This is a genomic window from aff. Roholtiella sp. LEGE 12411 (assembly GCF_015206995.1).
In the GTDB taxonomy this organism is placed as follows: Bacteria; Cyanobacteriota; Cyanobacteriia; order Cyanobacteriales; family Nostocaceae; genus Komarekiella.
Map to the genome: position 1 here is coordinate 41285 of NZ_JADEXR010000015.1, position 25650 is coordinate 66934.

At 42.4% G+C, this 25650-nt stretch carries 18 protein-coding genes and 2 tRNA genes; 6 read left to right on the forward strand and 14 right to left on the reverse strand.

Going from position 1 to position 25650, the window contains the following annotated elements; genetic code table 11:
* Positions 1-55: 55 nt before the first annotated feature.
* Both IQ246_RS05525 and IQ246_RS05530 read left to right on the forward strand, forming a co-directional pair.
* Positions 56-817: a dienelactone hydrolase family protein gene (locus tag IQ246_RS05525; protein WP_194000890.1), complete on the forward strand. Its 762-nt coding sequence runs from the start codon at positions 56-58 to the stop codon at positions 815-817.
* A 127-nt stretch (positions 818-944) separates the two neighbouring features.
* A complete protein-coding gene (locus IQ246_RS05530; RefSeq protein WP_194000892.1) occupies positions 945-1847 on the forward strand; it encodes a S1 RNA-binding domain-containing protein in 903 nt (300 codons plus the stop codon).
* A gap of 318 nt (positions 1848-2165) precedes the next feature.
* Here the strand turns inward: IQ246_RS05530 and IQ246_RS05535 are convergent.
* Positions 2166-2250, reverse strand: a tRNA-Ser gene (locus tag IQ246_RS05535).
* A gap of 100 nt (positions 2251-2350) precedes the next feature.
* Positions 2351-3280, reverse strand: coding sequence for a TIGR04168 family protein (locus tag IQ246_RS05540; protein WP_194000894.1), 930 nt, complete (start codon positions 3278-3280; stop codon positions 2351-2353).
* A 148-nt stretch (positions 3281-3428) separates the two neighbouring features.
* Between IQ246_RS05540 and nadA the strand changes: the two genes are divergently transcribed.
* Positions 3429-4403, forward strand: coding sequence for a quinolinate synthase NadA (gene nadA / locus IQ246_RS05545; RefSeq protein WP_194000918.1), 975 nt, complete (start codon positions 3429-3431; stop codon positions 4401-4403).
* Between the two features lie 248 nt (positions 4404-4651).
* On the opposite strand, the gene IQ246_RS05550 is transcribed toward nadA, so the two are convergent.
* The 5 genes from IQ246_RS05550 to IQ246_RS05570 all read right to left on the reverse strand — a co-directional run bounded on the left by IQ246_RS05550 (position 4652) and on the right by IQ246_RS05570 (position 12387).
* Positions 4652-5608: a hypothetical protein gene (locus tag IQ246_RS05550; protein WP_370588452.1), complete on the reverse strand. Its 957-nt coding sequence runs from the start codon at positions 5606-5608 to the stop codon at positions 4652-4654.
* Positions 5609-5783: 175 nt separating this feature from the next.
* Positions 5784-7115 (reverse strand): IS200/IS605 family element RNA-guided endonuclease TnpB, encoded by a 1332-nt coding sequence (gene tnpB, locus IQ246_RS05555; RefSeq protein ID WP_208492019.1) that lies wholly within the window; start codon positions 7113-7115, stop codon positions 5784-5786.
* Positions 7116-7522: 407 nt separating this feature from the next.
* Positions 7523-7593, reverse strand: a tRNA-Gly gene (locus tag IQ246_RS05560).
* Between the two features lie 57 nt (positions 7594-7650).
* Positions 7651-8784 carry a hypothetical protein gene (locus IQ246_RS05565; protein ID WP_194000896.1) on the reverse strand — a complete coding sequence of 378 codons (1134 nt, stop codon included), beginning with the start codon at positions 8782-8784 and terminating at the stop codon, positions 7651-7653.
* Between the two features lie 72 nt (positions 8785-8856).
* Positions 8857-12387: a response regulator gene (locus IQ246_RS05570; RefSeq protein ID WP_194000898.1), complete on the reverse strand. Its 3531-nt coding sequence runs from the start codon at positions 12385-12387 to the stop codon at positions 8857-8859.
* Between the two features lie 1028 nt (positions 12388-13415).
* Between IQ246_RS05570 and IQ246_RS05575 the strand changes: the two genes are divergently transcribed.
* Positions 13416-14060, forward strand: coding sequence for a GNAT family N-acetyltransferase (locus IQ246_RS05575; RefSeq protein ID WP_339379157.1), 645 nt, complete (start codon positions 13416-13418; stop codon positions 14058-14060).
* Positions 14061-14649: 589 nt separating this feature from the next.
* Entirely contained in the window at positions 14650-15213 is a 564-nt protein-coding gene (locus IQ246_RS05585) for a hypothetical protein (protein ID WP_194000900.1), read from the forward strand.
* A gap of 8 nt (positions 15214-15221) precedes the next feature.
* On the opposite strand, the gene IQ246_RS05590 is transcribed toward IQ246_RS05585, so the two are convergent.
* From IQ246_RS05590 to pilM, 7 genes are all read right to left on the reverse strand, one after another.
* The gene (locus tag IQ246_RS05590; protein WP_194000902.1) at positions 15222-16370 is read right to left on the reverse strand and encodes a histidinol-phosphate transaminase; all 1149 of its coding nucleotides are present in this window, start codon (positions 16368-16370) and stop codon (positions 15222-15224) included.
* Positions 16371-16443: 73 nt separating this feature from the next.
* Positions 16444-17112: a YqiA/YcfP family alpha/beta fold hydrolase gene (locus IQ246_RS05595; protein ID WP_194000904.1), complete on the reverse strand. Its 669-nt coding sequence runs from the start codon at positions 17110-17112 to the stop codon at positions 16444-16446.
* A gap of 131 nt (positions 17113-17243) precedes the next feature.
* Positions 17244-18620, reverse strand: a complete 1377-nt coding sequence (gene gor / locus IQ246_RS05600; protein ID WP_194000906.1) for a glutathione-disulfide reductase — start codon at positions 18618-18620, stop codon at positions 17244-17246.
* 294 nt (positions 18621-18914) lie between these two features.
* Positions 18915-21314, reverse strand: a complete 2400-nt coding sequence (locus tag IQ246_RS05605; RefSeq protein ID WP_194000908.1) for an AMIN domain-containing protein — start codon at positions 21312-21314, stop codon at positions 18915-18917.
* A 114-nt stretch (positions 21315-21428) separates the two neighbouring features.
* Positions 21429-22196 (reverse strand): pilus assembly protein PilO, encoded by a 768-nt coding sequence (locus IQ246_RS05610; protein WP_194000911.1) that lies wholly within the window; start codon positions 22194-22196, stop codon positions 21429-21431.
* Positions 22193-22963, reverse strand: a complete 771-nt coding sequence (locus IQ246_RS05615) for a PilN domain-containing protein (RefSeq protein WP_194000913.1) — start codon at positions 22961-22963, stop codon at positions 22193-22195. The genes IQ246_RS05610 and IQ246_RS05615 overlap by 4 nt, the downstream gene beginning before the upstream one ends.
* A gap of 85 nt (positions 22964-23048) precedes the next feature.
* Positions 23049-24155 (reverse strand): type IV pilus biogenesis protein PilM, encoded by a 1107-nt coding sequence (gene pilM / locus IQ246_RS05620; RefSeq protein WP_194000915.1) that lies wholly within the window; start codon positions 24153-24155, stop codon positions 23049-23051.
* Between the two features lie 147 nt (positions 24156-24302).
* Here pilM and IQ246_RS05625 point away from each other — a divergent pair, with 147 nt between their 5' ends.
* Positions 24303-25601, forward strand: coding sequence for a sugar ABC transporter substrate-binding protein (locus IQ246_RS05625; RefSeq protein WP_194000927.1), 1299 nt, complete (start codon positions 24303-24305; stop codon positions 25599-25601).
* Positions 25602-25650 lie beyond the last annotated feature (49 nt).

Consider the following 25650-nt stretch of genomic DNA (forward strand, 5'->3'; position numbering starts at 1 on the left):
GCATAGTTATATCAAACAATCACATAAGTTATCACACGCACTGGTAAAAATTATTATGACAGAGCGAGCAATCGACACCACAACAGTTAAACTTTCTCTACCAGACGCTAGGCGAACGCAAGATAATTTCCAAATAGAGGCTTATTTAGCACAACCTAAAGAATCTGGTTCTTACCCAGGAGTTGTGGTATTGCAGGAGATTTTTGGTGTTAACATTCACATTCGGGAGGTGACAGAACGGATTGCCAAACAAGGGTATGTGGCGATCGCACCTGCACTCTTCCAGCGTCAAGCTCCTGGCTTTGAAACCGGCTACACCCCGGAAGATATCGAAATTGGGAGAAAATACGCCATGCAAACTCAAGCATCAGAATTATTGAGCGATATCCAAATAACAATTGATTACTTCAAAAGCATACCTCAAGTCAAAAAAGATGGCTTTGGCTGTATTGGCTTCTGCTTTGGTGGTCATGTAGCCTATCTTGCTGCTACCCTACCAGATATTAAGGCTACTGCTTCCTTCTACGGTGCTGGTATCACTACTCGCACACCAGGAGGTGGCGCTCCTACCGTTACTCGTACAACCGAAATTACAGGCACTCTCTATGCTCTGTTTGGTACGGAAGATAGCAGTATACCCACTGAACAGGTTGACGAGATTGAAGCAGAGTTAGAAAAATACAAAATTCCTCATCGTGTGTTTCGCTACGATGGAGCTGATCACGGATTTTTCTGTGACCATCGTGGCAGTTATAATCCTAAAGCTGCGGCCGATGCTTGGGAGCAGGTAAAACAACTCTTTGGGCAACTGATTTGAAACCTATGCAACCAAAGTCGTTTTTTGTCATTGGTCTCTAGTCCTTACTAGTGACCAATGACAAGGGACAAATGACAATCTAAACTCCAGTAGCATCACCTCAAACAACTATTAATCTTCAAAAGTCATGAATTCCGAATCGAAACTTTCTCAAACAGCTAATTCGTCGTTCACAATGGACGATTTTGCCAAAGCACTAGAAAAACACGACTACCAGTTTCAAAAAGGCCAGGTTGTACACGGGAAAGTGTTTCAACTCGATCATGATGGAGCTTATGTCGATATTGGTGGCAAGTCGTCAGCTTTTCTTCCCCGCGATGAAGCTTCTTTGAGAGCAGTGACCGATTTATCGGAGGTGCTGCCATTGCAAGAGGAAATGGAGTTTTTGATTATCCGTGATCAGGATGCAGAAGGTCAAGTTACTCTTTCCCGAAAGCAGTTGGAAATTCAGCATATCTGGGAAAGACTGGCTCAAATGCAGGAAAATGCTCAGACGGTGCAAGTACGGGTTATGGGTGTAAATAAAGGTGGTGTCACCGTTGATATTCTCTCTTTGCGAGGTTTTATTCCGCGATCGCACTTAGCTGAACGTGATAACTTAGAAGCACTCAAAGGTCAAAATCTGAATGTTGGTTTTTTAGAAATTAATCGTAACACTAACAAACTCATACTTTCTCAGCGCTTGGCAACTCGCTCTAGTAACTTCAGCTTATTAGAACTAGGTCAGTTGGTAGAAGGTAAAGTGACTGGGATTAAACCTTTTGGCGTATTTGTAGATTTGGATGGTATTAGCGCGTTACTTCACATCAAGCAAGTGAGCCAAAAATTCATTGAATCTCTAGAAAAAGTTTTTCAAATCGGTCAACCGATTAAAGCTGTAATTATTGACTTGGATGAGGGTAAAGGTCGGGTTGCTCTTTCTACCAGAATTTTGGAAAACTTTCCTGGCGAAATGCTAGAGAATATTGACGAAGTAATGGCTTCATCTGAGGCACGTGCCAATCGAGCTAGTAGCAAAGCTGCTGAATAACTTTTAACACATAGCAGCGTTTTTATCCTAGCAATAGCTCTTCCGGAGTTCCTGTAATGTATCTTAAGTCAAGGCAAATTTAATCAACCCGACTAACCCGACTAATTTGCCCTAACTATACAACCTAGGTTCCCAAAGAGCTTGCGAAAATTCATTAGCAAAAAATTCTGCCTACAAATCATCGGGTAAATTTCTTACATAAAGGGTAGCCATCGCTCTACCTCATATTAGAATTTATGTCAAGCAGCCAAGGATGTGGTTGAGCATCAAGCAAGGACACAGTGCCCATACACCTAGTTTAATTCACAAACTATTCAACGGAGAGGGGGAGATTCGAACTCCCGGAGGTTTTAGCCTCATCCGATTTCAAGTCGGACGCAATCGACCACTCTGCCACCTCTCCAGTAAATCTGTCAAACTTGTGCTTGCCCTACTTTCAGACGTTATTCAGGCGCTTTCGTTGGTTAGCACTAAAGCTGACAGATAATACTATATCCTATCATCTACGCAGATTGCACTACTGGATGCGATCGCTCGTACACAATTTCCTCTGATGTCACTTGGAAATCATCCCCAACCCAAACTAGGGAGACTTGGGAAACCACACCCGCTTCTAAGGAAACAATCGAAAAATTACGCAACTTATCGCTGCCATTTTCCACAATTCTGGGCACACTGGCCGCATTCAAGTAAATTGTCCCCTCTGGACTTCTAAATACTGGCTTTCGCAGTACTTTTTTGGTATGCCGGAGAGTCCGGTGCATGTGACCAAATGTCACCAGAGGAATTATTTTACCAGTAGTGAGAGCCTGGGAAATCGCCTCGCCAAAATCTGGATCGCCAAAGTCGCCGCCTATAGGATGCCAGTCTTTGCCGCAGGGATCTTCTGGGCGATCGCCTAACCCACTAGGTCCATTGTGACCCAGAAAAATTATCGTCTCATAAGCGGCACTTTTGACTGCTTTGACGATGCGATCGGCAGATTCTTCCAGACTTGTCACACCATACCTTTGTTTACAGATGTCAGCAAATTTCCACTCTGGTCCACCCCAAGTGAAGGGACGACCCCCCACTACAGTTAAGCTCCAAGGTGGAAAATCCAACTTACCGTAACCAACATGGGCTGGGCCTAATAAATCTAGTTGTTCCTGTACCCAGTCTTCCTTGGAGCGGTCATAGGGGCATTTCTTACGTCCCCATTCCGTGGCAGTGTACCATGCATCGTGATTTCCCATCACCGCTGCTTTGGGAATGTCGATAGAGGCGATCGCTCTGACCACTTCCACCGATTCGTTACCAAAATCCCCTACAAACAGTACTAAGTCAACACCCAGATGCTTGAGTGCAATACCATCTTCTGCTTCCCATTGGTCGTGAACATCTCCAATTACAGCAATTTTGAGGGTTGTTGATTGAGTTTTCTGACTGGTCATGCCACTTTCCTTGCCGTCTATCTCCAGGATATGAAACTCAGCCGGATTTGGACACAATCCCAAGACATCAACCGTCCACCATTTTTGGTAAAAACTACTATAATTGATTCCACAAGACAAAACTTGCAACTTAACGCAACCCCTAACTGTGTTTACGACTGTACTAGCTCAACGAGACAAAACCCAACTGGGTGAACTACCACTAGATTTTTTTGCCGCCACCCTGAGTCTTAAAAAAGAACTTAACGCGGTTATCTTAGCGCATTACTATCAAGAGCCTGATATTCAGGATATTGCAGACTTTATCGGAGATTCATTACAACTAGCAAAAGCAGCAGAGAAGACCAATGCAGATGTGATCGTCTTTGCTGGCGTTCACTTTATGGCAGAGACAGCCAAGATACTTAATCCTAATAAATTGGTACTTTTACCAGATTTGAATGCTGGTTGTACTCTAGCAGACAGTTGTCCAGCAGAAGCGTTTGCAACTTTTAAAGCAGCACATCCGGATCATCTGGTGGTTTCTTACATTAACTGCTCTGCTGACATTAAGGCGATGAGCGATATTATCTGCACCAGTTCCAACGCTGTCAAAATTGTGCAGCAGATACCGAAGGAACAGCCGATTATTTTTGCCCCAGATCGGAATTTGGGACGGTATGTTATGGAACAAACTGGGCGAGATTTAGTATTGTGGCAAGGTAGCTGTATTGTTCATGAAACCTTTTCAGAAAAGAAAATTGTGCAGTTGAAAATTGCCCACCCAGAAGCAGAGGCGATCGCACACCCAGAATGCGAAAGTAGTGTATTACGCCACGCCAGCTTTATTGGCTCTACAGCGGCTTTACTCAAATATTGTCAACAGAGCAATGCCAAAAAATTTATCGTTGCGACAGAGCCTGGTATCATTCACCAAATGCAAAAATTAGCTCCTGACAAGCACTTCATTCCTGCCCCGCCAATGAATAATTGCAATTGCAATGAATGCCCATTTATGCGGTTAAACACCTTGGAAAAACTTTACTGGGCGATGAAAAATCGCAGTCCTGAAATCACAATGTCAGAGAATATCCGTCTGGCTGCACTGCGACCAATTCAACGGATGCTGGAGATGAGCGTTTAGTTAGGTTTGTATGATTTGTAGAGATACTCTTAAGAGCATCTCTACAAATTTTGTTGGCTTTGAAAAAGATTTGGTGCCCCTTGAAACTTGGGCATTTCACAACCAATAGTAATCCTTATCTTTGTACATGATTACTTGCCTCATCTTCGGTTTTTCCCAAAACTAAAATGTTTTGTGATGTTGTTAATTATCGAAGCGCTTCAACTGAGTAACCGACGCTCTACTAAAAATATAGTCTACTTCATAAACTATGATTTACTCTTATCTGCCTCTTTCTGCGCTGCCTCACTATATTTTCTGTATAGCTTAGTGCGAATCTGAGCTTCTTGATAGCGGCTGTGTTTTGGTGTAACAGTGCTCATCATATCTGAAGCTTGTTGCCATCTGGCAGCTAGCTCTAACCACTGAGTTGAGGTGATGGCTGTTTTACCAGATACAGAAGCTTGGTTGGCAAGTCGAACTGATGCTACAAATGGGTCGTCTAATGCTTCATAAAGGCTATTTCTATCAGCACGAGGTAGTGATTTTGCTCGACTATCGTTAGTATTTGCTGTAGTTAAAGATTGGGAGGAGTCTAGTTGTATTAAGTTTTTCAATTTATCGCCTAACTGAGCATAAACAACCCAACCGAGCAACAAGAGTGAACATAAACTGACTGCTGTTACTGTCCCTGTTTTGGGTGAAATTTTGTGTTTTTCTTTATTAGTAACTATTAGAGGATGAGATGATTGTGTTTTAGGTAAATTTATTTTTTTTAGTTCATTCTGGGCTTCTGTGAAATCTTTAATTAGTTGCTTTAGGATATTTGGCTGAACTAATGTAACTTCCTGTGACCAAAGCAATTGATTCTCGCGATCGCTACAAATTTCCTTTAACCAAAGTAATTGCTGTTCCCGAACAATTCGACTGTTAATATTGACTCGGCGAATGTTACGTGGTGCGATTGAATCAAGAATTTGTTGGATTTGTTCTACTAAGGGAGATTGCTCTAGTTGCTCTACCCTAGCCGCTTCACAAAGAAGTTGTAAGACACCATCGGAAAAAATGGCTCTGGTTCTAACACCAGACTTAGCAAGCTTTTCATTCAATAGTTGAATAATCGCAGCAACGCTACCTTGGTGAGCTTGCCAAGCAATGTCATTTATCCGATCTACCATTGGAGATTTAGTGATAGCTCTTCCACCCTGACTTATCAACTGACTCATTAATTTAGAGACTCTATTCTACTGATCTTTATCTTGTCTTCGATTTTACGAGTAAAAACTTGAGGTTGCCAAATAAAATCATAAAAATAAAGCCCCCTTCTGAAGTTGAGAAGGAAGCTCTGTCTACGTCAGTCATGATAGCGCCCATGCTCGAGTAATATGCAAGTTTTGAACCTCACACGACTGAAAGTCGCGTGATTCCTGCTTCAATGATCTCTGCCGGAATCACTTCAGGACTGACGAGTTCTCCACAGGCGTTTTTTATAACCTCCGGCGTACCGACGGCGGTTAATAATCTCAAACCTTCACTTAATATATTAAGTGCGGCGTTTTTATCCCTCAAATTATAACTATTACATTGTGGACAAGACCATTCACGCAGCTTTAAATCTTTAACCAAAGGGTTAATAAAATCGCAATGGTTACAAGTTTGAGATGAGGGATAAAAAGTACCAACTTTCTGCACAAGTCTGTCGTGCCACAAAGCTTTATATTCCAACATTGTAATGAACTTAGTCCAACTAACGTCTGAAATACTCAACGCTAATTTGTGGTTCTTCACCATGTTGGCGACTCGTAAATCTTCGATACAGATAATACTGTTTTCTTTGATTAATCGGGTTGACAGCTTATGCAGAAAGTCATCTCTCAAATTTGTAATCCTTTCATAAGTACGAGCCAGCTTGATTTTGGCTTTAACTCGGTTGTTACTACCTTTTGCACTACGGGATAGTTTTTTGTGCGCTTTACGTAATTTCCTTTTTTGAGTTCGATAATATTTGGGATTATCTACAACTTCACCATCACTTGTAACAAGATAAGATTTGATCCCCAGGTCTAAACCAATATTTCGAGAGACTTGAGGGTGTTTCTCTATCTCTGTTTCACACAAAATACTAGCAATATATTTGCCTGATGAAGTGCGAGTTACGGTAACGTTTATAATCGTTCCACTAATATCCTGAGATTTATGAAACCTTACCCATCCACACTTTGGAAGCTTTAAACGATTTTTTATTACTTGAATATTGCCGTTAGTCAGATTAGTTTTGTAAGACTGCTTACATCCATGCTTCTTTTTAAACTTAGGAAAGCGGAAAGCCCTGTGCGGGGAGAAGTGCGGTCTTGAGGTCTCCCCAAGAGGAGCAACTTCGGCGGGTTCCCCCCGTTGAAGGGACTTTTCAAGACAGCCTACACCCTTTTTCCCTTTCATCTTCTTTAAGTCAGCAAAAAAGTTTTTGTATGCTGTCTCTAAATTCTTGAGTGAATTCTGTAAGGCAAACTTATCTACTTCTTTCAACCATTCAATTTCTTTCTTGAGTATAGTTAGCTTTTGACTACAAGCATTGTAGTTTAAGGTTTTCTGCTCAGTCCTATATAACTCTTGTCTTAGTGCCAAAAAGCGGTTATATACATATCTTGCACAACCAATCGTCTTGTTGATTAAGACCTCTTGATTGTGTGTCGGTATGAGAGTAACTTTAAATGCTTTTTGGATGGATGACAATTTCTTTAATTTGTTGAATACCTTTCAATCTTAACACAAAGTGACACCTAATATAGAGCGCCTAACTCATGACTGGAAGTCACGAGTGTGCGGCTTGAAGAAATCAAATGGTTAGCCAAGAAAAAAAGCAAGATAATTGTCTACGTATGGCTTGCTGAATATAATTGTAATATAGACCAGATAAGGATTTTAATCCTTTTTCCAACAAACAAGTGTAAGGTCTTATAAACCTTGGCTGACAATCCTTAAACGGTAGAGACGACAACGCCTCTAAAAATACTTGTGCCTTTGGAGCATCAACTGTTGAGTTAGGCTATGTCAGACAGACTGTGCCTGCAATCGCTATATTCTAGTCTAGAATCCTGCCAATTTAATTCGGGGGAGTATGTCACAGCTTCTTCTTTATAAGCGGGCGGCGGGAATCGAACCCGCATTAATAGCTTGGAAGGCTATAGTTTTACCACTAAACTACGCCCGCGAATTTCCAACCTTATAAGTATAACATAGCTTTAACTAAAATTCAAGTATTTAGTTATCAAGGCAGAGGTTGTATTCTAATACGTACCATAAGATTGCTAGGCTTTGGATCATTTGGATCATTATCGTATGCAGGTTCAAATTCCCAGCCTTTGAAAACTTGATCGGCAACGAAGTCTTCATAGTAGCTTCTTTCATCTACTGGTACTGCCTCATCTTCAACATCAATCTTCTCAAGTTTGCCTTTTTCAGAAATTGTTAATATTACAGTGAATTCTACAGGCTGACCAGGTTTCTTTTCAATAAACTTTACATATTCAAGACCTTTGGGAAATGGCTCGTCGCTTATTTTGATCTTAGCTGGGTTATTATGTCCATCCCTTTCTACCTGTTGAGGTTCTCCTACCAAACTTGCTAATAGAGTTCCACTAGGTGCATTAGGGGTTTGTGAGGAGGCTCGTTGAAGTTGCTCAGCCTGTGCTCGTTGAAGTTGTTCAGCTTGTGCTCGTTGAAGTTGTTCAGCTTGTGCTCGTTGAAGTTGCTCAGCCTGTGCTCGTTGAAGTTGCTCAGCCTGTGCTCGTTGAAGTTGCTCAGCTTGTGCTCGTTGAAGTTGTTCAGCTTGTGCTTGTTGAAGTTGCTCAGCTTGTGCTCGTTGAAATTGCTCAGCCTGTGCTTGTTGAAGTTGCTCAGCCTGTGCTTGTTGAAGTTGCTCAGCCTGTGCTTGTTGAAGTTGCTCAGCTTGTGCTCGTTGAAGTTGCTCAGCTTGTGCTCGTTGAAATTGCTCAGCCTGTGCTTCTTTATTTTTGGTGAAAGCTATTGTACTTCGATCTTGAGTACTAGGGGCAGATTTTGCTGTTAACTTATCTTTTGGAATTACTTGCTTTGGTAAATTTGCTTCTCGTAACTTTTGACTTGTGGATGGTGGCTTAGGCGAGACTTTTTTTGGTTTAGAAGCAACTTTTCTCGCTCTTGCTTTTGTTTGAGAATAAATCTCTACAACCTCAATCGGAATAGCGGCTTTATTCTGTTGCTGCCACAAGCGGCTAAACTGAGATGAGCGCATCAGCCAGAACGCCAGCAAGTGCAGAGAGACGGAACCTACAATGACGGCAATCCACAAACCTGGTGGATCGGTGTGTCGCCTCCAGACTTTGGCTGGAATTGGAGTTTTGTCTGTAACCGATGGTGTCATATTATATTTTAAACTGGATATGATTTGGCACTCTTACACAATGCTAATGCTTCAAATCCAGACTGCTGAATTTTAGCGATTAACCATTAGCTCTGGTGTAACAGCAAAAGTCAGAACTGTTTCATCGATTCCTTTTAGTTCTAGCGGACTACCTTTAGTAATTTCTTCTTCTTGCAAATAATCTGCCACGGCAGCAGAAACCAGGATAGTACCGGGAACAGCGGCAGATTGCAACCTAGCAGCAATATTCACACTTGGGCCAATAGCAGTGTAGTCTGCACGTTCAGCGCTACCAAACATACCCACAACAGCTGTACCTTGGTGAATACCACAACGGAACTGCACGCTAGTAAGTCTATCGCCGTCGAATACACCTTGCTCTCGCCAACGCTGGTTTAACGGAACTAGTGAGCGGTGCATTGCTCTTGCTGTATTAATGGCACGCCGCACCTGTTCATTGGGGGTTAGTTCTTCCGGCGCTCCATATAAAGCTAAGATAGCATCTCCCATAAATTTATCGACAGTGCCGCCATTGTTAAATACAACCTTGGTCATAGTTTCTAAATATTCATTTAGCAACTCTGCCACTCGCCGGGATCTGAGGGTATTTGCTAGCTGCGTAAAGCCCACAATGTCACTAAACAAAACTGTAATCAAACGTGGTTCTGGGCGCAAATCTAGTGTCAGATCTCCTGCTGCGGCTTTTTGTACCAATACAGACGGTAAAAAGCGCTTTAGCACCGATTCTGTTAAATAAGTATTTAACTCCAAAATCCGTCGTTCATTTTCCTTCAAAGCTAAAAGATTTCGAACTTCCGCCAGAAGTTCCCGATCATTGAATGGTTTTGCTAAATAAGCATCCGCGCCATGTTCTGTGCTTTCAATGCGAGTTTCTTCATCAACTTTCGCTGTGAGCAGAATGATTGGTGTTCCTTTTAACTTCTTCTCATTGCGAATCATCTGAATCATCTCCAGTCCACTCACTAAGGGCATCATCAAGTCGGTAACAATTAAGCTGGGTGAAATTTTCTGAGCTATACCGTACCCTTCGTAACCGTTACGAGATGTCTGTACTCTATAGCCGTTGCGGCGAAGAATATCAGATACATAAGCTCGCAGATCTGGATTGTCGTCTACGACCAAAATTAAGTGCTGAGTGCCGAGTTCTGAATGCTGAGTGTCAGGGCTGGGTGATAAGTCTTCTTTTGTAATACTTTCAATATTGTCTGCTGTTGGCTCTAATAGTTCTAAATCAGCCAATTCTACACTAGCGCGGCTTGTATTGAGTTCACAAGGTTTTTCTAGTATTTGTTGCACGGGTAAGTGAGCACTACCAGTAAGCAGACATAAGGTAAAGGTAGTCCCTTGTCCGTAAACTGATTCGACAGTTACTTTCCCACCATGCAATTCCACCAATTCTTTAACTAAAGCCAAACCCAAACCACTGCCTTCATAGGAGCGATTTGCTGAGCCTTCGGCTTGGCGAAAGCGTTCAAATAAATGAGGAATTTGTTCTTGAATAATGCCAATTCCAGTGTCTTGTATTTGTAATATGCAACGGTCATCTTCAGACTGTAGTCTGATGCTGAGCGTTCCCCCTTCAGGTGTAAACTTCATGGCATTTGATAGGAGATTATAAACCACCTTGTCAAATTTTTCCATATCCAAATAAACCGTTGAACATTCACTCAAATGGATATCGAGATGTAGTCCCTTTTTCTCACAGTAGGGGCGAAACGACTCAACAATTTGATTGACAAATTCAACTAAATCGCAAGGGTGGAAACTAGGTTGCATTCTCCCGGCATCCAAGCGTTGCAGATCAAGCAGTTGATTTACCAGTCGCAACAGGCGGCGGGAGTTACGCAAGGCGATCGCACATTGAGAGTAAGATAACCCCTCACCAGCTGCCACCGCCGACTCTAAAGGCCCTTGAATCAAGGTTATGGGAGTGCGAAACTCATGGGAGATATTTTGAAAAAATTCGGTTTTTTGTTTGTCTAATTCCAATAAACGTTCAGCTTGCTGGCGAGTTTTTTGGTATAAACGTGACTGCTGCACAGCGATCGCCGCTTGCGCTGCTACTGCTTTAGCTAAGTTGATATCAGATAAAACCCATCGACGTGCGTTGCTACCTTCACGCAGGGTGATACTACCGATACATTTACCATCAGCCAATAATGGGACGACCATTAGCGATCGTGTCGGCATTTTCAAAGGCAAATCAAAGTTCTGAATTTCTAGAGGAGAATGGTTTGTATCAGCAATTACCAATGGTTCATGTGTCCGCAACAATTCTTGCAGGATCGGATTATCCTTGATTGGTGCTTGATAATCAGGTGATTGCTGACTCAAGCCGTGTTTATTGCTACTTATGCACTTTTCTTGGGCTTTTGCAAGGTAATCCTCTGGATTTTGAGAACTGTCATACAACCCTACACACTGGACAAACTCATCTTCCTCTGTCCACAAAGACAACATGCAGCCATCAACTTGTAAAGCTTGCCCCAGTTGTTGTGTAATAGCTGCAAAGATGTCTTGAGGGTTTAGGCTAGAGCGAATCGCGCTAGTAATCGTATTAATCAGAGCTTCTCGTTTGGCAAGGGCCCGTACTTGCTCGTAAGCATAGGCTTGAGACAACGCCAGGGCTGCTTGATCCGCTACCATCAACACCAACTGTACCTCCTCCTCCCCCCAGAAGTGGGGCTGAAAAAGCTGATGCAGTGCCAGTACTGCCATCAATTCTTGTTGACAAATCAGTGGCACAACTAAACTGGAACAAATGTTAGCGGCAGCAAAAGCAGCGCCACGTTGATGCCATTCGGCAGTATCGCCCTGAATATGTTGATCACCTGCCACATCGTGAATCACTTGCACTTCGCGGGTTTCCCACACCGTCTGAACTATCAAGGAGGAGGAGGGAATAGGGGGAGGTGGGGAAAAAGAAGAATGAGTTTCTTCCCCACTCTCCCACTCCTCCACTCTCCCTACCTCATTTGGAGCTTTCTGGTAAATGAATCCTTCATCTGCCAACTGCTCATCTTGGAAGGGACGTAACAGACAGACATCCACCTCCAACATGTGACCCACTGTATCCACAATTGCTTGCAAAATTTGCCGATAGTCTAAGGCACTGCGGATAGTATTGGTGACAGTGTTCAGCAGAGATTCTTGACGAAGTGTGCGGGTAAGTTCGCGGGTGCGGGCTTTAAGAACATTGTGGGTATCCAAAGCTTGGCGTACTAGTGCTTTAAGATCTTCTGCTTCCCAAGGTTTAGTTACATATTTGAATACCTTACCAGCGTTAATTGCTTCCACCAGATCTTCGACATCGGTGTAGCCAGTTAAAATAATCCGGATAATATCTGGATACTGAGTGGCTGTCAGGCTCAAAAATTCAGTACCGCTCATCATCGGCATTCGTTGATCTGAGATGATCACTGCGACCTCCCCCTCTTGGGAAAGCAAATCGAGTGCCGCAGGACCAGAGGTTGCCCTTAGCACCTTATAGTCGCGATAGAAAGTGCGGTAAAGCAAGTCAAGGTTGTCTGGTTCGTCATCGACAACCAAAATTTTAGGCTTACTGTTTACTTGGGATTTCATGCACCGCTTTCCTGCAGCAACGGCAGTCGGATAAAGAATAATCTGATCAGGTAAAGATGTTTCTGAGCCAGGCCAAAGCAGAGCATTTCGACCAATAAAGCTGTTTGGCTACATGACTGCTGAGTGTAGAAGCGTTTACTCACAGTAATTCGTCTCAATGGCTTGTGCCGATTTCTATTCGCTTTGATGCAGCGCAATTGGTTTCATAGTCAGTTTTAATGTTACAGAGTTGATACTTGCTTGCCAAATTTTCCCTCACCTCCGGTGAGAAATGTTTAAATACTACATACAGTGCTCAAAGCTGGTGGTAAAATCCAGATGAAGCTGCATATTAAGTTTTCCCTTCGCAGCAGTTGCACTAACACATGCAGGTAAATTTTATTTATAGTAGTCATGGTAGAGTCAGTAATATTACAACAATGAGATTTAAAGGCAACGTATACTATTAGACAAATAACTCTTTCAATTTAGCAATCAAAACTATAACTAAGACAAATATTACCAGTAGAGAAATTGGAGACTAGGGATTAGAAAATCTCCCAGATTCTTCCCTGGTGCCCATATAGCCTGTCCCTATTAACCTAGTAGCTGAATAATTTTGGTGTAGTGCGAATTGAATAAGCAAGTCAGTACCGCAATCAAGGGTGATTTGAAACCAGCTTTGCCAGAGGTGTAATTGCATAACAATTTTGTAGGTAATGCTATTAACAGGTTATACTATGCGTCTACCTGCTCAATCCAGCTACCACCACTGTCAACTTTTTTCATACTAAATAACTTGCTAACTTTTTTAACCTAAAACCAAGATGCGCTTAAACCTCCTGAACTAAAGAGTGCAGATTTATGAAACTGCAACTCTTAAGACTCCTTGAGCCACGCAGGTTATAAAATCCAAAGCAAATTTTTGCACTTTGTTTGATCTACAATCAAAGGCTAATTCGTAATCTCAGCGTCAGTTCAATCACCTGGGTAGCTCTTGAGTTTTACCCAGGTGCGGATGGTGTTTTAGGATATTTGAGAAGATTTCCGTGAATAAAATCAATACTAAACTAGCCTTGACATCTTGGTTTTTTCGTCCATCCCACCAACAACCGATCACGTCTGCTGTCAATCCAACTTCTAGCCAATTTCAAATCCGTGCGGCTACATCTGCTGATTTGACTAGTGTTGCTCAAATCATTACTGACAGCTTTCACTCGCAAAAGGGTATGTGGGGATGGACTTTTCCATTGTTGCGTTTGGGTGTTTATGAAGATTTAAGGCATCGCCTAGCGTCACCTACACCCCATCAAGTTTGTTTAGTTGCTGTTGATGTTACTAATGGTGAGGCTAATAACTTAGTGGGAACTGTGGAGATGAGTGTACGTTTGAGTGATTCGTGGGCCCAGTTTGGTAGGAGTTTTCCTTATCTATCAAACTTAGCGGTTCACCCAAAATACCGTAGGCATGGTGTGGGATCAGAATTACTAATTAGCTGTGAAAAAGTCTCTCAAGATTGGGGGTTTCAAGACTTATATCTCCACGTGTTGGAAAATAACTATCAGGCAAGGCAGCTTTATTTTAAGCTGGGATATAGGGTGCATAAAGTTGAATCGAATTGGAATACGTATCTTTTAAGACGCTCACGCCAAATACTGTTATTAAAACATCTAAATTCTGACTCAACTATCTGAATTTCCTTGGGTTCTGTTCGATGCATCACCTCGACACGAGCTTGCATCATCAGCCAAACAGCAAGAGCGAATTTCTCACCGTTATAGCCTGAATCTAAGGTGTTGAATTTGGGTGTTTTTAGATGATATTTCTTCATAAATAAGAACAGAATAGATGTGAGTAAATATCAAATGGGGGTTGGTGGTTAATGAATAAATTAAATATCATTGAATCTATTTTTGATAAATACAAATATTTTTACTTTAGATGTTAATAACAAATATTTTTTATACGTAAATTAATCGATTATAATTAAATGCATTCACAAGTTCACAACTTTGAAAATTTCAACGCCTCATAATAACTTTGTAATTAAGATATTTATCTTTATAAAAACTTTAAGCAAACAGTCGTACAGTTGGAGACAAATCTAGTTATATCTCATAAAATATGATTACTCAATTACTGAACAACCCCTATTTATTCTCATCTTAGTTAAATTTTCCTGTAAATTGTTGATGATAAGAAAATTCAAAAACTTAATTTGATGTAAAATCTAGTTCTGCTTTGAAGTGCATACTACAAAATTCGTTGAAAGTTTGACAAAACATGGATAGCGAAAAGCGCCGACGCTATCAGACTGCTATGTTATCAACTTATTACCCAGACACCAGTTTCCTTGACCATCCTGTCATGCCTGATGGGACTGAGCAATCGCAAGGCTCGGATATCCTCAAACTTTTACATACTGGAAAAGTTTTCATCGTCAATAGTCGCAAGCGGAATGGATTAATACTCTTTAAACGCTATCACGCAGAGTTTGCTGGGCCTGGAGCAGCAGTGGGTGGGGATTACGATTGCGATTGCCACAGAGCACTGCCTATAGGCAATCTTTCTAATCAGTTTTTATTAACTCCTGAATCTAATGAGGAGCGTCAAAAAGCTTACTTGATTAGACGACAGTGGATTCGGTTAATCAAACAGATTACAGAAAACCAGATGCCCCAGCAGCGAGTCCAGAAAATTCTTGATCAATTTGAACAATATTTTCTACCAGAAATAGTGGCTTATTTGCCGGATGTTGCTTTTGCTCTTTTAGTGGGTGTCCTACCACAAACAGTGGGAACAGTACGCCGTTTGGGCAGCGAAGTTGATAATAAGTTTAATTACTGAGTGAATCGCTAAGAGTCAAGGTTGTTCAAAGCAGCTTGTACTCGCTTTAAGGTTCGGGCGTTTTCTTCGGTTGTCCCTATAGTAATTCTCAATCCTCCGCTAATTTGCCGCACAAGAGTGCCGTGACTCCGGAGTTTTTGATATAAACTTTTTAAAGCAGCGTCTTGGAAATGAGAGCCTTCTGGTTTAAGACGCAGATAAATAAAGTTAGCAGTACTTTCTGTAATTTGTAATGTTGGATGTTGAGACAAAGCTTCGATGAGTTTGGCTCGTTCACTCAGGGTATGGGAAATCGCCTCGAGTAAAAGTGTGCGGTTTTGCAAAACACCTAATGCTGCTACTATAGAAAAGCTAGGGAGATTGTAAGGTAAGCGGACTTTTTCTAAGATAGCGATCGCCTCTGGATGAGCAACACAATAGCCAACGCGAAGAGCTGCCAATCGGAAAGCCTTAGAAAAAGTACGTAGTATAATCCAATTGGGGCGATGTACTAATTCACTAACTAGGGTACTCTGACTAAATTCAAAGTAAGCCTCATCAATAACTACCAAAATCTCTTCGCTCAAACTTTTTAACCATGCTAATTCTGCTGTAGTTAAGCTATTAGCAGTTGGAGAATTAGGATGTACTACGAAAACCACCCGAATGGGGGGATTTTGAGTTTTTTCGATTGTAGACTGTGCAGCTTTTAAGTCAATTTCAAAATTTGTTTCATTTCTGCCCACTGCCACTACAGGGATGCCCAAAGTTTGTGCCAAAATCCCATACATCGAGAAAGTAGGGTTGGCAACTAGAATGCAGCCCTCTCCTTTAAGACAGGTGGCGATTAATAAAGAGCGAATCAGTTCATCTGAACCATTGCCTACAGAAATATTAGCAGCAGTGAACAGGGATGGTGAAAGAGCAGCTGACTCATTGACGTACTCGGCGATCGCATCTTTGAGTGTCTCATGTCCGCCATCAGGATAACGATTTGTTTCAATTACTTGCTGATACGTCCAGGCTAGTTTTTCTTTTAACTCAGGTGGCAAATCATAGGGACTTTCATTCGTATCCAGTCGATCAAACTGTGCTGAAACAGATCCGGCTGTATCACTGCTGGGATGGGGTTTATATGCGTGTATCTTGGTTAAATCTGACCTGATAAATGGAAGCATAATTTTAGTAATTAGTCATTAATGACAAAAAACAAATGACAAAGAACAAGTAAGAGTTTAATATTTTACAGCTTCAAGGTAACTTGCAGAATAGGCGAAGTGCTTGCCAAATTTCTTCCATAACATTACCTAAGGCATGATTGTCCTCCAGTTCCACTAACTCCACCCAAGGACGCGATTGCACAAAATCACGACTAGCTTCAATAGGGATGACTTCATCCTGCTTTCCATGCAAGATCAGCGTGGGGATAGGACGTTGCAAAACTTCCTCTTGATATTGAGCAGCGTCTTTAACAAAATCGTAACTTAGGGGAAGCGTAGACGCGGAGCGGCTTGTCATTAGACATCGCCCCTCCCCATAGTGGTAGACCATGAGATATTTGTCCCTTTGCCAACGCTGCACTTCTTCATCTCCTAACTTGGGCAACCAATGGGATAAAAACCCAAAAGCTGGTGCTAGCAAGACCAAGCGTTGTACTTGTAAATGTCGCTGTGCCAAATGGGCAGCGGTCAAACCGCCTAAACTTGAGCCAATCAGCACTACAGGTACAGAATCATCACTGAATTCTGCGGCTACTTGTGTTATCTGACGAGTGATGGTCAGATGAGAAAAATCCCCAGCATTCAAATCGGGAATTTTTAGGTTTGTCTGAATTTGGGCAAAGCGATCGCTTATATTTTGTGCTTTAGCAGATTTAGGACTGGAAGCAAAGCCGTGAAGATATATAAACTGGGTAGCCATTAAGTTTTCTCATTTGCAGAGCCAAGGGTTAAAAGTTGAAAGTTATTAATTTTACTCCTTGACTCTTGTACAGACATCATTAACTGCGTTTCTACTTTTGTACAGACACGATTAATCGCGTCCTTGACCACTTACCGCAGCGTGACGAATTCCTCTGCTGCTGAAGGATGGATACCAACGGTAGAATCAAAATCTTTTTTAGTTGCGCCCATTTTGACAGCGATCGCTACCCCTTGGATTATCTCAGCTGCATTTTCTCCCACCATGTGAGCGCCCAGTACTTTATCAGTGTCGCTATCAACCACCAACTTCATCATTATCTTCTCTTGTTTACCGGTCAAACTATGGTACATCGGGCGGAAACGAGTGCTGTATATTTTCACAGCATCGCCGAGTTGTTCCCGTGCTTGCACTTCCGTCAAACCGACTGTAGCGGCTTCGGGTGTGGAAAATATGGCTGTTGGCACAGTTTCGTGACAAAATACACGGCGATTAGTTCCGAATTCGCTATCAGCAAAGGCGCGACCTTCGCCAATGGCTACGGGAGTTAAATTTAAGCGGTCAGTAACATCGCCCACGGCAAAGATATGCGGTTGACTAGTTTGACTATATTCATTAACTGCGATCGCACTCATGGTCTTGTAGCCAGGCCCTTCGACGGAACTGGAAACAACATCAATCCCAGCATTTTCTAAACCCAGTCCATCTATATTGGGAATTCGACCAGTCGCCACTAAAAACACATCAGCAATTACTGGTTGTTGATCTTCCTCTGATAAAGTCAGTTTCAACCCTTCCGGCACGCGTTCAACTGCTTTGATCACATTATTTTTGATCAGCCGAATTCCGTGGTTCGTCATCCCCTCTTCAATTCCGGTGCGGATGTCTTCATCAAACCCCTTCAAAATCTTTTCACCTCTGGTAATCTGCGTCACCTCAGAGCCTAAACCGCGCATTATACAAGCAAATTCCGTGCCTATGTAACCAGCGCCAATAATCACGATATGTTTCGGTTGTTCTTTGAGATGAAAAATCTCATTAGAGGTAATTCCATTTTCCATACCTGGTAAATCTGGTTTAACAGGACGGCCGCCAACAGCAATTAAAATTTTGTCTGCGGTAACTTTGCGTCCATCAACTTCTACAGTGTGGGGATCTACGAGTGTAGCGCGATTGGGAATTAGTTCTACCCCCGCTTTTTCTAAAAAGCTGATGTGTAGCTGTGACAGTCGCCGAACTTCCTTATCTATAGACGTAATGAAATGTTCCCAGTCCAGTTCCGGCTTACCTACTTTCCAGCCATAACCTGCGGCATCATCTAATAATGCAGGAAAGTGAGAGCCATAGACCATGAGTTTTTTGGGAACGCAACCACGAATTACACAAGTACCGCCAACTAAGTCGTTTTCAGCGATCGCTACTTTAGCACCATAGCTAGCCGCTCGTTTGGAAGCTGCTAAACCCCCAGAACCAGCACCAATTACAAACAGGTCGTAATCAAAAGTCATAAGTTTATATATCTCTTTAACAACAAGTTGGTTTCTGGGAACTTACACAGAGAACTTAATTGAACTACAAAGGATATCCGGTGAATCCTGCGTAAATCCTGTCCTTGATTTAATCTAGCGTTAGCAGATGCTCTCCTGTTAGTCGTGAATCTTAAACTAATGAGAAGGTCTGTTACAAACTAATTAAAAAAAAGTGCCACCAAGCTTAAAAGCTAGTAGCTTATCTGATAAGTACAAATGTAAAGCGAACTGATACAAAAGTGGAAAACTCGTTTTCTCACCTTCCCATCACCTTTATTGTCTTGCCGGAGCCTTCAATCCACGACGTTCCAGGATTTGCCGCACCTCTGGGCTGGGATTATAGTTATAACCGTAGGAAGAGTTTTCTGTGTCATCCATAATCTGAGGTGTGAGCAACACAATCACCTCATTACGTTGATTGCTTCTATTTGTTCTTCTAAACAGCGAACCAATTAGTGGAAGATCACCCAAAATGGGAATCTTAGAGACACTTGTCCGGTCTGAGTCTTGAATGATGCCTGAAAGGATGAGCGTTTGGCCATCTCGTAGACGAATTAAGCCAGAAGTAAGAGAACGTGTAGAAACCAAAAATATTCGTTGGCTATTACCACCCAAATTAATATCTGCTGGAGCTTGAGGAGATGAAACAGTAGGGGCTACAGAAAGAGAGACAAAACCATTGTCATCAATTCGTTCAACCTTTACAGCTAGAGTTAAACCTACAGTTTCTTTATCAGCTGTAACTGTTTCTGAGGAAGTACCATCACCACGAGTTATTTCCCTCTTAACGTTCCCCACTACTTGTTGGGTCAGCCTAACATCAGCCGTCTGACCTTCTTGCACAATTAAAGTCGGGTCAGTCAAAATCTTGGCGTTGCCATTTGTCACCTGAGCCTGCAAGCTAGCAAGAAACCGTTTGGGGAACTGAAATAATGTAGGTAGGCTGAATGTATATGCATCTCTAGTTGTCGTGGGTTCAAAGCCGAACCTGGAGGGTTGACCAGTAACAGGATCAATCTCTATTGGTACAATTCGATTTGAAAATGTTCCAGGTGTAAAGTTTGTGATTCCAGGCTGTAGTGGATTGTCGCTTACAGCAGGATCAGCTGATGGTCTGCCACCTTGTGGATTAAAAAATCTATCCCCCAGAAATGTTCCTCCTGCAACTGGATTCCTGACGACTGGTGTACTAGTCACACTACTTGTCGCTTCTGCACTAGTAGCTGGCCTGGAACCACCAAAATTCAGAGATGCTGCACCGCCATCATTGGTAAAGAAGTTATTGCCAATCCCAAAGGAAAAGCTAGTGTTTTTGTCCTCGGTATTTAAGAGGTTAACATCAATAATTTTGACATTAACTACCACTTGACGACGGCGGAGATCAAGCGGAACAATTTGAGCCATTGCCATTTCAACTAGCCTAGGAAGACCAATTAAGGTGATAGTATTCGTTCGCGTATCTCCTGATACTTGTAAACCTCGAAGTATGGGAATTGAGTCAGTAAATTTAATCCTTTGTGCAGTAAGAGCCGTGTCTTCAGTCGCCTTTTTATTTTCAGTATCTTTACCTACAACTTCTGTAGTGACCCGAGTGGTCTGTTGTTCAGCATTGACAGCACTTTCTGCTCCTAGGTTAACTAAAACCCTTAAAATATCTTGCATTGCTGCTTGATTCAGTCTCACGTTACGCACCACTACATCACGAGTGGAATTAGGCAGCTTAGGCCCGACAAAAACGGTGCGTCCACTACGGCTGGCTTCTAAACCACTCAGGCGCAAGACGTAGTTAAATACATCTTGCACTGGCTCGTTTTCTATATCTAGGGATATTTTTTGATATATTAGCTTTTCGGTATCACCAGTATTAGTCTGAGACACAGAAGTATTCTTACCATCTCCTTCTTCTCCTCCTGCATAAGCCAAGTTCATACCAGCAGCACGGGCAAGTAGTGACAAAACCTCACGCACTGGCGCATCTCGCAACACCAAGCGGGGTACACGTTCTTGAGTTGCCAAATCAACAGTGCTAGGAGACGCATCAGTATTAGAAATGGCGATGTCTCCCACGGGTGGGGCGACGGCTCTGGGTAAGAAAGGTGGAGCTTGACTTACAGGTTGACCTGGGCCAGCGGCTTGTGCAGGTGTGCCGTCAATCGTAACTTGTGGGTTGGGAACGAGAACGTTTGGCTTTTGCCCTGGTTGGGCTGGGACAGGAGCAGGTGGCGATGCTGTTGGTGTTGGCGTTGGTACTGATGCTGTAGTGCCTGGGGATGGGCTAAAGCTGAGGGTAATTCCGTTTTGCTTGCGCTCCACAGGTTGAGTGTCGGGGGCGTTGTTACTACCAGTGACCATCACTCGGATGCTATTGGCATCCAGTTGGCTAATTTCGACGGAGGTAATTCCTGGAGATGGGTTGTTTTGGCGAAAACTATTGCCTTGGGGTAAACGTAGTTGAGTATTAATAATATCTGCGACTAAGGCTTTGCCTCTTTTTGTAGTGAAAACTTGCGGGCGCGAGCCTGATGAAGTTTTCAAAACAACACTAATGCCACCATTAACTGGATTTAACTGTACATCTGTAATTTGACTAATTTGTGCCCACACTGGTTGAGCTACCAAAAATACAGAAGCGGTAGCACCCAAAATTAAACTATTACCGTGAAACTGTTTCACAGTTCATTCCTCACTTAATAAAACCTTGTCAACTAATAATCTTTGAGTAGTTATGCCGCTATGAGTGCTGAGTGTTTTTTCTACTGACTACTCAAAACTCAGCACTGTTTATTGTTACTTCTTGGGGGCAGTCTTAACTGCTGCTATTTCCTCTGGAGTAAGTGGTATTAATGCCTGTAACTGGAAGGATGTATTGATTGATGCAGGACCAGACCGCACCACCACCGTTTTGTCTGATAGCGTCTTAGTCTCTGCTGGAGCTAAGGTTGATTGATAATCTTTAACTATCAATAAAGGCTGTAAGCGTTCAATGTTGCGAATTATCGATTGTGTTTGTTCATAAGTTCCAGAAATTTCAATATTGATACTGCTACGTTTCAGCTTGCCATCGACTTGTGTTCCCAGAGTTCCATCGGTAATCGGTTCTGGTTTTTGTGAAGCTGGCACAAACTTCTTCAGTTTGGCACTTACAGTATTGAAGGAAATTTTTTGAGCATTTCCAGATTGAACCAAGCGATTCATATCTAGCAGTAATGTATCTAAGCTTTTCTCGTTAGCAAATAAACCTAAAACCTGTATTTTTTGCTGCTTTGCTTGTGCTAGCTCGTCTTTTACTTTCTCAATCTGTTTGAGGCTGGCTATCTTGTGCTGAATTTGCCCTTGCAGTTCGGCGCTTTTTGCTTGCTGCTGCTGATAGTTTTCCCAAGCTGGCATCACCAAGTTGAATAATATATAAGCTGCTGCCGCTAAACCGAAAACCGCCACCAAAATGCCAATGATTTGAGGTGTGAAGCTAATGCCAAAAACCACAGGATAGGCTGGCGTTGCCGAGTCAAATTCACCGCTTTGTTCTGCAAAATTTAAATCATCACTTACTGTCATTTTGAAATGACTCCTGTTTGTTGCATACTGCGAATTCGAGTCACTAGTCCCACTGTGCCTTTTTGCTCCAACTCCCGGATTAATTCCGAAGCTGGAACATCACTCATGCTAGATTGAATGGTGTATTTAACTATTTGAGGTGGCTTAATTGCTATGGCAGTAGTAGATCTCACAGCATTTGGTGGTATTGGTACATCTACCAAAGTTGCTGTGATAATTTTGCTTTCTGAGGACTTCAAGAACTGAGACTGTTGTAGAGTTAGCAAGAAATCGTTGACATCGTTGTAGGAGCGAGCCACTCCAGTAATTTCTAATCCCCCAGCGAGATTCTTTGGTGGCTCACCTTGTGCTGGAGCAATAGGTGCGATTTGCTTAACGCTCTCAATTTGCACTGATGCTGGTATGCGATCGCGCAAATCTTGTAACATGGCTGACCAAGGACGAATCTGGTCAAACACAGTAACCAAAGCTTGGGTTTCCCCCTTAACCGCGTTTGTCTCTGCTTTGATTTTGTTAATATTTCCTATTTCTGTATCTAATCTCTTGTTTTCCTGATCTAGTTGTGCTATGGTGCCGTCTAACTCAGTAATCTTCGCTTGCAAAAGCCACCAACTACCTGCCACCAGAACTGGAAGACACACACCTAGGGCGACTCCCACATACATGGGTGTTAGATTCCCTGTAGGAAGTGTTAGTACTCGCTTTCTATCAGGATTTTTTTGGTGTGTGGCGCGGTCTTTAAGAAAGTTAACATCTAGACTGTACATGTTCTCACACCAACTAGGGATAAATATTATGGTTTGAGAATTCTCAAACAGCATGATTGTCAAAACAGACAATCCAAAATTGGTATTACACCTCCCGCATTCCTAAACCGAGTACTATCGCCAAGCCAGAGCGTTGCACTTGGGGATATTTATCGTTTTCAACTTCCAAGGACAAAGATCCTATTGGATCTATTTGGGTTGTTGGCAAGCTTAAGCGTTGGGTAAAAAACTCATCTAGCTGTGGGAGTCCGCCTCCTGGCCCAGCTAGTATAATCTGCGCTACCTCCAAATTTTCACTCTGATTGAGGTAAAAATCGATGGAACGGCGTAGCTCATCTGTTAGTTCTGCCAATACTCTGACAATGGCCGCCATACCAGGATCGATTCCAGTAACCCCAGTTTTGCCACCATCTACGGGAGTGGAGGGAATGGTCATTCCCTGCAACATTTCCATATCTCGTGATGTGGGTAAGCTCATTGCTCTAGCGAGAGCAGTTTGCAGTTGATAAGTGCCTATTGGCACAGTGCGCGAAAATTGCGGCACTCCGTTAACGATGATGGCAATTTCTGTGCTATCAAACTCTATATCAACTAGCACTGCTGCTTCTTGCGGCCCAAATTGCCGCAGTTGATCGCGAATAGTCCGAAGCAGTGCAAAACTGTTAATTTCTAAAACATCAATTTGCAATCCTGCCTGCTCGAATGTACTTATATAGGTATCAGTCACCTCCTTGCGGGTGGCAACTAGGAGTACCCGTACTTTTTCAATGCCATCTTCGTCTACAAAGTACCCAAGTTTCTGATAATCTACATCAGCTTCTTCACGAGGATAGGGTAAATACAAACCTGCTTCATGGTTTAGCACCATTTCCCGCAGCTCTTTATCATCTAACTCTGCTGGCACAGGTATCAGACGGACAATTGAATCTCGCCCTGGTACACCAGTAGCAACGCGAGAGGCTTTGATTTTACTCTCCGCTAGTGCCTGTTGGATTAACTGCGCCATTGCTGGAGAGTCGGTGATTTGTCCATCGGTAATTACACCTTCTGGAACTGCTAATGATGTAAAGGCTTCTATTTTCAAGCCTTGACGTTGTTTACGTAGCTGAACTATATTTATCCGTTCTGGAGCAAGTTCAATGCCGACACCTTTATTAGATTTGCCAAACAGACTATTGAAGCTTTTAACCACAGTTGTGCCTGCTAGACTAGTAGATTGAAAATTTAAACTGTCTAGAGACGTAATATATTACGTCTCTACTGGTAATTGATTTAACCTATAATTTCGACAATTTTGCATAAGATTTTCATCCATAACAAGCGTAAAAATACTGGTACGATGATTCAATTGCGAAAATTCAAACAACTGGCTGCTTGGACACTAGTAGGGTTATTTACCAGTTGGATTGTAAGTTGCAGCACAGGTAACGTTGGCACAGGTAATAAACAAGCTGCTTCAGGAGCATCGACTGTTGAATTTTGGACGATGCAACTCCAACCGCAATTTACTAATTACTTTCAAAACCTGATTACGACTTTTGAATCGCAAAATTCAGGTATAAAGGTTAACTGGGTAGATATACCCTGGGCAGCGATGGAGAACAAAATTTTAACAGCAGTCTCAGCAAATACGCCACCTGATGTTGTTAACCTCAATCCAGATTTTGCTTCCCAACTCGCCGGACGAAATGCCTGGTTAGATTTGGACGCAAAAATCCCAAATGAAGTACGTTCCTCCTATCTGCCGAATATTTGGAAAGCAAGCACGCTTAATGGTAGAAGTTTCGGGATTCCTTGGTATCTCACCACGCGGCTAACCATTTATAACACTGATTTATTAAAACAGGCAGGTATAAATAATGTGCCTGCGACTTACGCAGAATTGGCACAGGCGGCACAACAAATTAAAGATAAGACTGGCAAATATGCCTTTTTTGTAACTTTCGTTCCGCAAGATTCCGGTGAAGTGCTGGAATCCTTTGTGCAGATGGGAGTTAGTCTAGTTGATACTGAAGGTAAAGCAGCTTTTAATTCTCCACAAGGTAAAGCAGCGTTTCAGTATTGGGTGGACTTGTATAAAAAAGGGTTGCTTCCTAAAGAGGTATTAACCCAAGGGCATCGTCATGCGATCGATTTATACCAATCTGGAGAAACGGTATTTTTAGCTTCGGGGCCAGAGTTTCTCAAAACGATCGCCAATAATGCCCCGAAAATTGCTCAAGCTTCAGCGATCGCACCTCAACTAACCGGTGATACAGGAAAGAAAAATGTAGCCGTGATGAACATAGTAATTCCCCGCCAAACTAAAAACCCTGACGCTGCTGTTAAATTTGCCCTATTTCTCACCAATGATGAAAATCAGTTAGCCTTTGCTAAAGCTGCGAATGTCCTTCCTTCTACAGTCAAAGCACTATCTGACAGCTACTTTAAAAATGTCCCGGCTACTGCTTCCACAGTAGAAAAAGCAAGAGTTATCACTGCTCAACAACTGCAACAAGCAGAAATATTAACCCCTACTTTAAAGGATTTCAACAAACTGCAAAAGGCAGTTTATGAGAACTTACAAGCAGCAATGTTGGGTGAAAAGACGGTAGATAAAGCTGTAGAAGATGCAGCGCAACAGTGGGATGAGAGGTAGATTTTGGGCATGGGGCATGGGGCATGGGGCATGGGGCATTATATAGGTT